The sequence below is a fragment of the Rhizobium sp. SU303 genome (assembly GCF_021052345.1).
Classification (GTDB): Bacteria; Pseudomonadota; Alphaproteobacteria; order Rhizobiales; family Rhizobiaceae; genus Rhizobium; species Rhizobium laguerreae.
The window spans coordinates 3,228,007-3,240,393 of record NZ_CP088095.1 but is presented as its reverse complement, the minus strand read 5'-3'; the positions used below and the strand labels follow the sequence as shown (position 1 = coordinate 3,240,393).

Genomic DNA, 12,387 nt, shown 5'->3' with positions numbered 1-12,387 from the left:
GTTCAGGTGTTGAAGCGGAAATGGATGACGTCGCCGTCCTGGACGACGTATTCCTTGCCTTCGTCGCGCGCCTTGCCGGCATCCTTGGCGCCGACTTCGCCGTTGTATTTGATGTAGTCATCATAGGCGATGGTGTTGGCACGGATGAAGCCGCGCTCGAAATCCGAATGGATGACGCCGGCCGCCTGCGGCGCCTTGGTGCCGCGCTCGATCGTCCAGGCGCGCGTTTCCTTCGGGCCGACGGTAAAATAGGTGATGAGGTGGAGCAGCTTGTAGCCGGCACGGATCAGCCGGTCGAGGCCCGCCTCGTCAAGGTCGAGGGCGGCGAGGAATTCCTTGGCTTCCTCTTCGGGAAGCTGGGCAACCTCCGCTTCGATCGCCGCCGAGATGACGACGGTTTCGGCACCCTGTTCCTTCGCCATGACGGCAACGGCTTCGGTGAATTCATTGCCGGTCGAGGCATCGCCTTCGGCGACGTTGCAGACGTAGAGCACCGGATGCGAGGTCAGAAGGTTGAGGCTCTTGAGGATGACGATTTCTTCCGCATCGAGCGTCGACAGCAGCGTGCGCACCGGCTTGCCTTCGTTGAGCAGCTTCAGCGACGCTTCCATGATCGGCAGCATCGCCACCGATTCCTTGTCCTTGCCTGTGGCGCGCTTGCGCGTCTGCTCGGTGCGGCGCTCCAGGCTTTCGAGGTCGGCAAGCATCAGCTCGGTCTCGATCGTCTCGGCATCGGCGACCGGGTTGATGCGGCCCTCGACATGAGTGATGTCGCTGTCTTCGAAGCAGCGCAGCACATGGACGATGGCATCGACCTCGCGGATATTGGCGAGGAACTGGTTGCCGAGGCCTTCGCCCTTCGAGGCGCCGCGCACCAGGCCGGCGATATCGACGAAGGAGATGCGGGTCGGGATCAGTTCCTTCGACTTGGCGATGTCGGCAAGCTTGCGCATGCGCGGATCGGGAACGGCGACTTCGCCGGTGTTCGGCTCGATGGTGCAGAAGGGGTAGTTCGCCGCCTGTGCCGCCGCCGTCTTGGTGAGCGCGTTGAAGAGGGTCGATTTGCCGACATTCGGCAGCCCGACGATACCGCATTTGAAGCCCATGGCTAAAACCTGCTGTTCTTGAATTCCTTGCTGGTGCCTATGGGATAAAGGAGCAATATGGTCAAGTCTTAGAGAGCTTTTAGCGTCGCTCACTTGCCGACGGATCGGTGCTGGCCTATTCTTGAAAGCGACGGAGATTTCGACGTATTGCTGATTTCACCAGAATGCCGGCCGCTGTTCGCATAGACGCAGTTGACCTTTCGGTGACGATGCCGGCGACCAGCTCCTGCCCGTTTGAGGTCGGGAGCCGCACCGGCTAACCGTCAAAAATTCGTCATCGACAATGATTAGATGGTTTTGAAGATTTCTGACCCCATGTCATCAACGGGTGGGTTTTTCCGATGAGTGACAATGACATTGCCCTGAAACCGAAGACCAAAGTGAAGCTCAAGCTGGACAGGCCGAAGCTCTACAAGGTCATTCTCGTCAATGACGATTATACGCCGCGCGAACTGGTGATCATGATCCTGAAGGCCGTCTTCCGCATGAGCGAGGAGACCGGCTACCGGGTGATGATGACGGCGCACAAGCTCGGTTCCTGCGTGGTCGTGGTCTGCGTCAGGGACATCGCCGAGACCAAGGCCAAGGAAGGCATCGACCTTGCCAAGGGCATGGGCTTTCCACTGATGTTCACCACCGAACCGGAGGAATAGGCGCTTTCCGAGGGCCGCCCCGAATATGGAGTGAGGGCCGGCGGATCTGATAGCCGGTCTTTTCCTGCACGAAACCGCAATTCTCATAGAAGCGCAACGTTGCCGGATTCTTGGAGCCGGTAAGCAGCATCACCTTGTAGCATCCGGCGTTCCAGGCCTCGGCGACCGCGTGGCCGATGACGGTGCGGGCATAACCGCGCTTGCGATGATCGGCATGGGTGACGACGTTTTCGATGAGCGCATAGGGCGCGCCGTTCCGTGTCAGGTTCGGCACGACGACGCTTGTGACGGTGGCGACGGCGACCTCACCCGCAAAACCGATGAAGACGGTCATGCCGGGCTGGGCCAGGATGGCGGAAAAGCCTTCTTCGGCAATGGCCTCGTCAAGAACCGGATCGGTGGGGTTCAGGTGACGGTAAAGTGTCATGAGGCCGGCGAGATCGCCGCGGGCAGCCGGGCGGATGATGACGTCTTGATCCGGCATCGGTCTCAATCGCCCTTTTTGCCGAACATCTTCTTCAGCATGTCGGCCATCGGGCCGGTGGCCGGCAGCTTCGGTTGATTGTGGTTGCGGGCCTGATGGATATGCGACTGGCCGGCCGGCTTCTTCTCGGCGTCCTTCTTTTCCTTCGCCGGTTTCTCCTCCTCGGCTTTGCCGCCGAGCGCCAGCGCGATCTTGTTCATCAGCTGCGAATCCTCGTTTCGCACCAGCATATCGGCATTGTCGGCGAGCGTGTCGAGAAGCGGCTCCAGCCAAGTCTTGTCGGCCTTGGCGAAATCGCCGAGTACATGGTTCTGCACCATTTCCTTGACGCCGGGATGGCCGATGCCGAGGCGCAGCCGCCGGTATTCCCTGCCGCAATGGACGTCGAGCGACTTGATGCCGTTGTGGCCGTTGTGGCCGCCGCCGGTCTTCAGTCGTGCCTTGCCCTGGGGAAGGTCGAGCTCGTCGTAGATGGCCACGAGATCGGCCGGCTGGAGCTTGTAGAAACGCATCGCCTCGCCGACGGACTCGCCGGAAAGGTTCATGAAGGTCTGCGGCTTCATCAGCAGCACTTTCTCGCCACCGACCTCGCCCTCGGCGATCTCGGCCCTGAACTTCTTCGACCAGGGCGAAAAGCTGTGGCGCCGATGGATGGCGTCGACGGCCATGAAGCCGATATTGTGGCGGTTGCCGACGTATTTGCCGCCGGGATTGCCGAGACCCGCGATGATCAGCATGGCCTGTTTTTCCTCGCTAAAGCATGTCGCGCAAAGTGTGCAGCGGTTTTGCGACAATCACATCCGTAAAAACAAAGACCTAAACCGCGACGAGCAAATCTGAAAGATCGCGACGCGCTTTAGAACTTCCGCCGTTCACCACCGCGAAATGAAAGCAAAGTCAAGCGGAAAGGGCAGATATCTTCGGAGTCAGTCCGACAGGTTCATGCCGTATTTCAGGAAGATCTGCTTCTGGTCGCCATCGGCGATCAGCTTGTCGAGGGCAGCCTGCATCCTGGCGAGCAGATCGCCCGGAAAGTTCTTCTCGCAGGCGATGCCCATTGGCTGGGCGGAGAGCACGGTCACCAATTCCACCGGCTGGTCTGCCTTCAGCTTTTCGAAATAGAGTTCGGAGATCGGCATCATGTCGATGCGCCCGCCAAGCAGCTTGCGCAGCGTCGCGTTGAAGTCGCTGGCGACATCGAGCTTGGTGAAGCCCTTTTCCTTCAGGATCGTCTCGGTGTAATCCTCGCGCTGGGTACCGATCGTATATTTCTTCGCTTCGTCCAGATTGCCGGCGGTGACGCCCGAGCCCTTTCGCGTGATCAGGATATTGCGGTCGATGAGCAGCGGTTCGACCCATTTGAACAATGGATCGCGCGTGCTGTTGTGGGCAGTCGCGAAGACGCAGGTCATCGGCGCCGTGCGAGCAAGGCCATAGGCGCGCGCCCAGGGCATGACCTCGATCGTGTAGTCGACGCCGATCGCGGCCATCACCTTTTCGACCTGCTCGACGGTAGCGCCCTTGATCTCCTTGCCTTCGCGATAGTTGAAGGGTGCATAGTCCTCGGTCGTGAACGTCACCGTTTGCGCATGGGCGGTGCAGGGCAGCGCCAGGCATGCGAGAAGCAGGAGCTTTTTCATCCGTTCATCTCCTTGGTTCTTCGTTCACGAGGCGCGTGCGATGGCCGATTGCGAGGCCGTCAGTTCCTCGATCAGCGTGGCGGCGTGCTGCGGACGATGGAAGAGATAGCCCTGGCCATAGTCAAGCCCCATCTGATGGAGCGTGCGGCATTCCTCTTCGGTCTCGATACCCTCGGCAATGACGGTGCAGTTCATCTTGTGGGAAAGTGTGGTGATGCCTTCGATCAGCATGCGGCTCTTCTGGCGCACGTCGTCGTCGCCGTCGTTGATCGCGCGGGTGAAGGACTGGTCGATCTTGATGATGTCGACAGGGAAGCGGTTGAGGTAGCTCAGCGACGAATAGCCCGTGCCGAAATCGTCAAGCGCGATGCGGCAGCCGAAGCGACGAAGTTCCGTGACGATCAAGCGGATCTGTGGGTTGTCGTGCATCAGCACGGCTTCGGTGATCTCGACGACGATGCGCTCGGGACGGATGCCGTGGCGACCGACGATGGCGGCAAGACGGGCCGGCAGCGCCGGCTCGAACTGCAGCGGCGAGAAGTTGATGGCGAGATAGGTATCCTGCATGCCTGGTATGCGGGAAATCTTGGCGAGGTTGGCGACCGCCTTTTCCATGATGACGTTGCCGACGCGGACGATCTTTGCCGTTTCCTCGGCGACGCTGATGATCTCGGCCGGCGGTATCAAGCCCTTCTGCGGATGGTTGAGGCGCATCAGCGCCTCGAAACCGGCAATGCCGCGGCCGTTCAAGGTGACGATCGGTTGCAGGAAGGCTTCGAACCAGTTGTCGACGAGGCCGGCTTCGATATTGGCCTCGATTTCGGCCCGGCTGCGGGCACGGTCGAGCATGGCATTGTCGAAGAGCTGCGCGCCGTTCTTGCCGTCGCGTTTCTTGGCATACATCGCCATGTCGGATTTTTGCAGCAGCTCGGCCGCGGTTGCAGCATGATGCGGATAGATGGCGATGCCGACGGAAGCGCTCAGATGCATGTCGGGGGCGAATGGCGTTTCGAAGATCGAGGCGATCTGCTCGCACATCACCTTGGCGCGGGTTTCGGCGTCCTTGGCCGGCAGCAGGATGGCAAATTCGTCGCCGCCGAGACGGGCCGCCTCGTCGGAGGGGGCAAGATGGATCTTCAGGCGCTCGACGAGCTCGACCAGCGCCGTGTCACCGGCGGCATGGCCCATATTGTCGTTGATCCACTTGAAACGGTCGAGATCGACGAAGAGACAGGCGAGTTCCTGGCCGGCGGCATCGGCGGCGGCGATCTTGTTGTCGAGGACGGCTTCGAAGCCCTGGCGGTTGAGAAGCCCGGTCAGGTGATCGGTGATCGCCTGGCGGTGGTTGCGGTCCTCGGACGCCTTGAGTTCGGTCACATCGGTCATGACGGATAGCGAGAGGCGGTCCTGAGCGCCAGCTCCCGCCTCGGATTCCATGATGAGGACGTCCATGGTGCGGCCATCCAGGCAAACGAACTTGACGGTGACGGTCATGCCGCTTTCGGCTTGGCGGCGCTTGACGAATTTGTCGCGGGTCGCGGGGGTGACGAGATTGGCGAAGTTGCGGCCGATGACGGCGGCGCGGTTATAACCTGTGGCGAGCAGCCAATAATCGCTGACGGCGGTGATGCGGTCTTCCTCGTCGAGTGAGAAGAGCATGGCGGGGGTCAGATTGTAGATATCGGTGGCGCGGCGGTGGGCGAGCTTCAGCTCCTTTTCCTCGCTTTCGAGCTTGGTCTGCATCTCGTTGAAGCTATGGGCGAGCCGTCCCATCTCGTCGTTCGACTGCCAGTCGACATGATGGCGGGAGCCCAACTGGCGGGTGGCCTCGATTGCCGCCGTCAGCCGCATCAGCGGCTGGATGACGAAGAAGCGGTTGCCGATCAGCGCCGTGCCGAAAACGGTCAGCACCGCGAAGATGAAGATCGAGATGAAGACGACCTCTTCCTGCTTCAGGCCGGAAAACAGGCTGAGCGCGGGATAATAGACGCTGATGCTGCCGAGGTTCTTCGGACCGTCGACGGTGTTGTAGATGATGGCGCGTGACACCTGCACCAGCTTGCCGTCGAAGGAGCGCGGAATGGTGGACTGGCTGACGTCGAGCTGGCCCGACTGGTCACGCACTTCGACCTTGACGATGGCGCCCTGGGAAACGACCGTCGCGCTGATCTGGGTGACGCTGTCCTCATCAAGGTCCCATAGGGGTTTGGCCAGCGCCTGGGCATTGGCGACAAGAAGAACAGAGATATGGTCGCGTATTTCCTTGTCGGCCCGTTCCGAGGAAAGAAAAAGGAAGAGAACAAAGAGGGGAGCGACAAACACAAGCAGCGCTCCGCAAACTATCGCAAAAAATCTGTTCTCAACGGAATTGTTCATGGTTCCGTCTACTCCCCGGGCCGGCCGTATTTGCTGTCGCGCGTTGAGGCGGGCTTCTTCGCAGCTGACGGAGCATGCTTTCACGAATTTGTTAAATGTTGCTGAAACGGGGCGTTTCCAGGCAATGAAAAGCCCGCTTTCCAGGGGAAAGCGGGCCATATGCTTTACAAATTGGTCGAAGCGATCAGGCTTCGGCTTCGCCTTCCGCGGCGCTCTCATCAATGCCGGCAGCCGGAGCGATGATCGTCGCGATCGTGAAGTCGCGGTCGATGACCGGGGTGACACCCTTCGGCAAGGTGACTTCCGCGATATGGATGCTGTCGCCGATCTTCTTGCCGCTGAGGTCAATGTTGAAGAATTCAGGGATCGCATCGGCCGGGCAATGAACTTCGACTTCATGGCGAACGATGTTCAGAACGCCGCCGACCTTGAGGCCCGGGGATTTCTCTTCGTTGATGAAGTGAACGGGGATTTCGACGGTCACCTGGGTGTTGCCGGAGACGCGCAGGAAATCGACATGCATCGTGAAGTCACGGACCGGATCGAGCTGGTAGTCCTTCGGCAGAACCTTGTGCTTCTTGCCGTCGACGTCGATCGTCGCCACGGTAGTCATGAAACTACCGGCGTGAATGCGCTTCGTCACCTCATTGGTGTTGAGAGCGATGGCAATGGGGGCCAGCTTGTCACCATAGATGACAGCGGGAATCAAACCGTTGCGGCGAAGTTCACGGGCGGACCCCTTACCAACCCGTTCGCGCGCCTCGGCCTTGAGCTCGTAAGTTTCCTGGCTCATGGCTATTCCTTTCGAGGTTATTTGGAGAGTTCGGCGGCGGGCAAAAGCCTTGTTCCGACGAACCGGAGGCGGTATGACCCGACCTCATCCGCGTTGCCTCCAAGGGTGTCTACACGGACCGGTGGCCTATATTATAAGTCGATCGGAAACGCAAGTTGCGGATTTGGGTTGTTTTTTGCCCATATACACGCTTTCGCCAAGGTTTAACCATCGAAAACGAAGAGCCATTCGACTTCCTGCGACGGGAAGGCTGCCTGCAGGTGCAGGGCTTCCTCTTCGGTAGGCCGGGACCGCGCTCGGGCATCGAGGCGATCGTCAACGGCGAAGTGCCGGCCGTACAGCAGGAAACTTGCGCCGGTCGTGAAGAAATCCGCGGTCGCGTGACGTAGCTGAGGTTGACATCGGTGCGCTTCGCATCTTTGGATGGCCCGCATTCAAAAAAGCGGCTGAGGAGAAATCGGACTATGCGTCTCAAACTTGTCACGGCAACGAGCTTGCTGGCACTTTGCCTTGTCACCACGGCCCAGAGTGCCGAGATCAATCAGGATGGCGCCAATGCGGTCAAGGACACGCTGACGAAGCTGCTTCCCGAGGATCTGGCGAAGAGCGGTATGATCACCGTCAATCCGGCGGGGGCGCGATACGAGATCATCTACGATCTGGCGAAGCTGCTTGCCAAAGCCGATCCGGCGACATTCGCGATTAACGGGCTGACGCCGTTCTCGATGTTCGCCACGCCGCTCGACAGCGGGCTCTGGAACATCGAGGGTGACAACAACCTCAACGTTTCCGGCCATTTCAAAGGCCCCGACCAGAAGCCGACGGATTTTTCCTACTCCATCGCTTCGCTTGTCTACACCGGCGTCTTCGATCCGGCGATCAGCTATCTGCGCTCCGGCACCTTCACCGGCAAGGACATCAAGGTCACCAGCAAGTCCGACACCGAGGAAGTCCATGCCAGCATCGCCGCGATCGACCAAAAGCTGAGTTCGACGGACAGCGCAGGCGGCAACGAGCGTATCGATTTTGCGGGCAGCGGCTCGATGTCCACTTTCGTCGAACAGGTTTCCGGCCTGCAAATGCCACCCGTTGAAATCCGTGCCGACTCGATCGATTTCGAGGCCAAGGTGAACGGCCTGCCGGCCAAGCAGATCCGCGAGATCGTCCTTTTCGTTCTCGACCATCTCGAGGAGAAGGAGCTAAGCCCGGAGAACAGCGACAAGATAAAGGGAATGCTCAAGCAGGCCTTCCCGATTCTTGCCTCGTTCAGCGAGACGATCGGGGTCAACAATCTGACCATCAGCAGCCAGATGGGCAATGGAGGCGCCAAGGCATTCGACTACAATGTGGCCGTCGACGGGCCGAGTGACGCCATGCGTTTCGGCTTCGGCATGAATGCCCAGGACATCAGCCTCGACACGCCCCTGATGCCGGCAAGCTATTCGCCTTTCCTGCCGACCAGCTTCGAGTTGCAACTCGCCATGCCGAATCTGGATTTCGCAAGCTTCGGCGACGCCTTGATGGCGGTGGATTTCAGCAGCGCCGAGGCGCCTGAGACGAGTGGCGAGGAGATGGCGAAGAAGTTCTTCCGCGACGGCCGGCTCGCCGTCGAGTTTCCGAAGGTCAGTGCCAAATCGGATGTCTACGACATCGACATGACCGGCAAAATCGAGGGGCGGGTCGACACCGAGAAGGATTATTCGATGGAGGCGACGATCCTTGCCCGTGATCTCGACAAGACGATTGCCGCGGTTCAGGAGCTTGCCAAGACGGATCCCGATCTTAGCCAGGTCTCCTTCGGCATCATGATGGTAAAAGGTTTCGCCAAGACCGATGCAGATGGCCGCTCGCGCTGGGACATCAGTGTCAGCCGCGATGGTGCAGTCGTCGTCAACGGCCAGCAGATCAAGGGGCCGGATGGTCCGGATCAGGATCAGGGGCTGGAGACTGAGCAGGAACCGGATCAGGGGCAGGATACGGTACCTGCGCCACCGCAACAGCCTTAAGCATTATCACTTGGTATCCGAAATGAAAGGAAGCCGGCCTTGTGCCGGCTTTTGTGCGTTACGTCACAAGCTTCGCCGAAACCAACGATCGGGGCGGCCGCTTGCGAACGCGGCTCCGCCACAATCAACGGCCAGCAATTCATGCGGCTCGGAGGGTATGCCCAATAATAGCTTGGTCCATCTAATGCAGAAATTGAAAGAGCCGGTCGAATGCCGGCTCTCTTTAATCGAAGAGGCTGGAGACGGACTCTTCCTGAGCTGTTCGGCTGATGGCTTCGCCGATCAGAGGGGCCGTGGTCACGATGCGGATATTGTGCGCCGAGAGAACTGCCGTGGTCGGCTGGATCGAATCCGTGATGACGAGTTCGCGAAGCTTCGAGGAGGTGACGCGGGTGACTGCGCCGCCCGAGAGAACGCCGTGGGTGATATAGGCGGTGACGCTGGATGCGCCCTTGGCCAGCATCGCGTCGGCCGCGTTGCAGAGCGTGCCGCCGGAATCGACGATGTCGTCGATCAGCAGGCAGTCCTTGCCGGTGATGTCGCCGATGATGTTCATGACTTCGGATTCACCCGGCCGCTCGCGACGCTTGTCGACGATGGCCAGAAGACAGTCCAGCCGCTTGGCAAGCGCGCGGGCACGCACCACACCACCGACGTCAGGCGAGACGACCACGACGTTGCTGAGGTCATAATGGCTCTTGATGTCGCGCGTCAGCACGGGCATAGCGAAGAGATTGTCGGTCGGAATATCGAAGAAGCCCTGGATCTGCCCGGCATGGAGATCGAGCGTCATGACACGGTCGGCGCCGGCTTCGGTAATGAGGTTTGCGACCAGCTTGGCGGAGATCGGCGTGCGGCCGGAGGCGCGGCGGTCCTGGCGGGCATAGCCGAAATAGGGAAGGACGGCGGTGATGCGGCGGGCTGACGAACGACGCATGGCGTCGATCATGATCAGCAGTTCCATCAGGTGGTCGTTTGCGGGAAAAGCGGTGGGCTGTACAAGGAAAACGTCCTCGCCGCGCACATTTTCCTGGATTTCCACGAAGATTTCCTGATCGGCAAACCTTCGAACACTGGCTTTCCCCAAGGGAACATTGAGATAGTTGCAGATCGCTTCGGCGAGTTGCCGGTTCGAATTGCCCGCGAAAACCTTCATTTTGGTCCGCCTGTTACGCGCTGATAGCCGCGCTTTTTAGTCAGCTTCCCCGTGAATGCAAGGGCAAAGGCGCCACAGGCTTCCATATTTGCAAAAAGTTTGTGACTAACCGCCCTGAGCCTGCCGCCAGGAAGAGAATTCTGCGATGGTTTTCGAGGCGATCTGTTGCATCACCGAGGCCGGAACGCCCGCCCATGGATCGGCCGCGGCCGTCGGCACGCTTTCCTGTCCCTGGATGCGGTGCAGGCGGCCCCCGCCGCTGTCGAGAATGTCCCAGACATAGACCACGGTGACCTTGCCGTCGTCGCTGAAGGCGGAGAGGTAGCCCTTGAGGATGTAGTCGCTGCTCGCGTCGTTCGAACTCTTGATGGAAAGGCCGTGCGCGCGCGCTTCGGCACCGAGCTGGCGCGAGAGCGGTGTCACGGCCTGCACCGGCGCGCCGATGATCGGTAGGAAGCGCACGGTATTGCCGCGGGCGGAGGAGGAACTGGGGGGGAGGGCGGCGGTCTGCTGCGGCTGTTGCGCCTCGGCCGGCGGAGCCGGCTGTGCGGCAAGCTCACCACTGGCCGCCGGCGGGGGCAGCGATTGTCCGTCGATCGGGGCCGAGGCGGCCGGTGAGGAGCCGCTTCTCGACAGGGCGTCTGCCTGTTCCTGCATCGTCGTCGGCGCCGCGCCGGTGCCGGGTCGATAGGCCCGCTGCGACTGATCATAGGCTGGATGGTAGCCGCCCTGCTGCGAGCTTCCCGAGAAGCTCGGCTGGCGGGTGCCTGCCAAGCGCTCGGCTTCGCTCTGCGTCACCGGGCTCGACGGGGCGCCCCCGGAGGAATTGCCGATGTCGACCTGCGGCGTCAGCGCATCGGTCGTGTTGCAGGCTGTCAGCAAAGCCATGACGAACAGGAGCGTGGGCACAATCGCAGCTCGCGTCATCCCTTGGTCCGTCCTTCCCGCAATCGCAATCAGCCCCACCCGAATTTATGCGGGTGGGGACGGTCGTCTGTCAATTCCGGATTCTCACCGGTCAGAGCCCGATGAAATCGAGCGGATGGCGGGATAGCGCGCGCGGCGCATCCGCAGTCGTCAGATAGGTCTGGCCGAGCGTCATCGCCGTGCCCGTATCGGAATCGGCGATGATCATGTGCACGAAGAGCGACATGTTCGGCTCGATCGGCTGCGGATTGCCGACATGGAACATCTGATGCTCCATCCAGGAGGGCGAGAAGCGGGCGCCGAGCGAATAACCACAGGCATTCAGCCGGTGGCGGGCCAGGCCGCGCTCGTCGATGATCCTGGCATGCATGTCGAAGACATCGCCGAAGGTCTGGCCGGGCTTCAGCACGGTCTCGATCGCTTCGATTGTTTCGCGGCAGGCGTTGTATAGCTCGCGGTGGCGATGCGTCGGCTCGCCGATGACGATCGTGCGCATCATGGCGGCATGGTAATGCGCATAGGCGCCGGCCCATTCGAGCGTCAGTTGGTCGTTGGCGTCGAGCTTGCGGCGGCCGGCCTTGTAGCGGCAAAGCAGGGCGTCGGCGCCGGAGCCGATGATGAACTCGTTGGCGGGGTAGTCGCCGCCGCCGGAAAAGATCGCGCCCTGCATGGCGGCGAGGATATCGGCCTCGTCGGCGCCGGGTTTTGTCAGCCGGATCGCGGCATCGAGCGCATCGTCGGCGAGAACGGCGGCACGCTCGACATAGGCGACCTCCGTCGGGCTCTTGATCAGGCGCAGGCGGCTGACGAGGTAGGAGGCGTCGACGATCTGGCCGAAGGTGGTCAATTGCGCGTCGAGCAGCCGGGCGACGCGGCCGGTCATGCCGTGCGTATCATATTCGATGCCGATGCGGGCGCCGAGCAGGTCCATCTCGACCAGCAGGTTCTTCAGGTCGAGCGTCGGGTCGGCATTGACCCGGTCGACCCAGATATGGATGTCCTCGAGGATCGAGGTATGCCTGGCCTGGCGAAGATCGGCCGAGCGGGTGATCAGCGCCATGGTGCCGTCGCTCTTGACGACCAGCGTCTGGAAGAAGCAGTAGCCGAAGGTGTCGTAGCCCGTCAGCCAGTACATGCTTTCCTGGGCGAAGAGCAGCAAGGCGTCGAGCTTTTCTTCCTTCATCTTCTCGGTGAGGCGCGCAAGCCGGCTTGCGAATTCGGCCTTTTCGAAGTGCAGTGCCATTCT

At 60.7% G+C, this 12,387-nt stretch carries 11 protein-coding genes; 2 read left to right on the top strand and 9 right to left on the bottom strand.

Annotation, left to right across the window (positions count from 1 at the left end; genetic code table 11):
- Nucleotides 1-2: 2 nt before the first annotated feature.
- A complete protein-coding gene (ychF, locus tag RlegSU303_RS16270) occupies nucleotides 3-1,106 on the bottom strand; it encodes a redox-regulated ATPase YchF (protein WP_094088754.1) in 1,104 nt (367 codons plus the stop codon).
- 341 nt (nucleotides 1,107-1,447) lie between these two features.
- On the opposite strand from ychF, the gene clpS reads away from it, so the two are divergent.
- Nucleotides 1,448-1,759 (top strand): ATP-dependent Clp protease adapter ClpS, encoded by a 312-nt coding sequence (gene clpS / locus RlegSU303_RS16265; RefSeq protein ID WP_017961476.1) that lies wholly within the window; start codon nucleotides 1,448-1,450, stop codon nucleotides 1,757-1,759.
- Here the strand turns inward: clpS and RlegSU303_RS16260 are convergent.
- From RlegSU303_RS16260 to RlegSU303_RS16240, 5 genes are all read right to left on the bottom strand, one after another.
- Nucleotides 1,737-2,243: a GNAT family N-acetyltransferase gene (locus tag RlegSU303_RS16260; RefSeq protein ID WP_376774810.1), complete on the bottom strand. Its 507-nt coding sequence runs from the start codon at nucleotides 2,241-2,243 to the stop codon at nucleotides 1,737-1,739. The two genes, clpS and RlegSU303_RS16260, sit on opposite strands and share 23 nt — an antisense overlap.
- A gap of 5 nt (nucleotides 2,244-2,248) precedes the next feature.
- Entirely contained in the window at nucleotides 2,249-2,980 is a 732-nt protein-coding gene (gene pth / locus RlegSU303_RS16255; protein ID WP_017961475.1) for an aminoacyl-tRNA hydrolase, read from the bottom strand.
- 189 nt (nucleotides 2,981-3,169) lie between these two features.
- Nucleotides 3,170-3,883, bottom strand: a complete 714-nt coding sequence (locus RlegSU303_RS16250) for a substrate-binding periplasmic protein (protein WP_017961474.1) — start codon at nucleotides 3,881-3,883, stop codon at nucleotides 3,170-3,172.
- Between the two features lie 24 nt (nucleotides 3,884-3,907).
- A complete protein-coding gene (locus RlegSU303_RS16245) occupies nucleotides 3,908-6,259 on the bottom strand; it encodes an EAL domain-containing protein (protein WP_131624613.1) in 2,352 nt (783 codons plus the stop codon).
- Nucleotides 6,260-6,443: 184 nt separating this feature from the next.
- Nucleotides 6,444-7,052, bottom strand: a complete 609-nt coding sequence (locus RlegSU303_RS16240) for a 50S ribosomal protein L25/general stress protein Ctc (RefSeq protein ID WP_017961472.1) — start codon at nucleotides 7,050-7,052, stop codon at nucleotides 6,444-6,446.
- A 464-nt stretch (nucleotides 7,053-7,516) separates the two neighbouring features.
- Between RlegSU303_RS16240 and RlegSU303_RS16235 the strand changes: the two genes are divergently transcribed.
- Nucleotides 7,517-9,058, top strand: a complete 1,542-nt coding sequence (locus RlegSU303_RS16235) for a hypothetical protein (protein ID WP_026158793.1) — start codon at nucleotides 7,517-7,519, stop codon at nucleotides 9,056-9,058.
- A 223-nt stretch (nucleotides 9,059-9,281) separates the two neighbouring features.
- On the opposite strand, the gene RlegSU303_RS16230 is transcribed toward RlegSU303_RS16235, so the two are convergent.
- The 3 genes from RlegSU303_RS16230 to RlegSU303_RS16220 form a co-directional block, all read right to left on the bottom strand.
- Nucleotides 9,282-10,214, bottom strand: coding sequence for a ribose-phosphate pyrophosphokinase (locus RlegSU303_RS16230; RefSeq protein ID WP_011652946.1), 933 nt, complete (start codon nucleotides 10,212-10,214; stop codon nucleotides 9,282-9,284).
- A gap of 105 nt (nucleotides 10,215-10,319) precedes the next feature.
- Nucleotides 10,320-11,141, bottom strand: coding sequence for a hypothetical protein (locus RlegSU303_RS16225; protein ID WP_017961469.1), 822 nt, complete (start codon nucleotides 11,139-11,141; stop codon nucleotides 10,320-10,322).
- Between the two features lie 91 nt (nucleotides 11,142-11,232).
- Nucleotides 11,233-12,384: a M24 family metallopeptidase gene (locus RlegSU303_RS16220; RefSeq protein WP_017961468.1), complete on the bottom strand. Its 1,152-nt coding sequence runs from the start codon at nucleotides 12,382-12,384 to the stop codon at nucleotides 11,233-11,235.
- Nucleotides 12,385-12,387 lie beyond the last annotated feature (3 nt).

Coding starts and splice junctions, on each gene's coding strand:
- RlegSU303_RS16220 (WP_017961468.1), bottom strand. CDS start 12,384: ATGGCACTGCACTTCGAAAAGGCCGAATTCGCAAGCCGGCTTGCGCGC.
- RlegSU303_RS16245 (WP_131624613.1), bottom strand. CDS start 6,259: ATGAACAATTCCGTTGAGAACAGATTTTTTGCGATAGTTTGCGGAGCG.
- RlegSU303_RS16235 (WP_026158793.1), top strand. CDS start 7,517: ATGCGTCTCAAACTTGTCACGGCAACGAGCTTGCTGGCACTTTGCCTT.
- RlegSU303_RS16250 (WP_017961474.1), bottom strand. CDS start 3,883: ATGAAAAAGCTCCTGCTTCTCGCATGCCTGGCGCTGCCCTGCACCGCC.
- RlegSU303_RS16230 (WP_011652946.1), bottom strand. CDS start 10,214: ATGAAGGTTTTCGCGGGCAATTCGAACCGGCAACTCGCCGAAGCGATC.
- clpS (WP_017961476.1), top strand. CDS start 1,448: ATGAGTGACAATGACATTGCCCTGAAACCGAAGACCAAAGTGAAGCTC.
- RlegSU303_RS16225 (WP_017961469.1), bottom strand. CDS start 11,141: ATGACGCGAGCTGCGATTGTGCCCACGCTCCTGTTCGTCATGGCTTTG.
- ychF (WP_094088754.1), bottom strand. CDS start 1,106: ATGGGCTTCAAATGCGGTATCGTCGGGCTGCCGAATGTCGGCAAATCG.
- RlegSU303_RS16260 (WP_376774810.1), bottom strand. CDS start 2,243: ATGCCGGATCAAGACGTCATCATCCGCCCGGCTGCCCGCGGCGATCTC.
- RlegSU303_RS16240 (WP_017961472.1), bottom strand. CDS start 7,052: ATGAGCCAGGAAACTTACGAGCTCAAGGCCGAGGCGCGCGAACGGGTT.
- pth (WP_017961475.1), bottom strand. CDS start 2,980: ATGCTGATCATCGCGGGTCTCGGCAATCCCGGCGGCAAATACGTCGGC.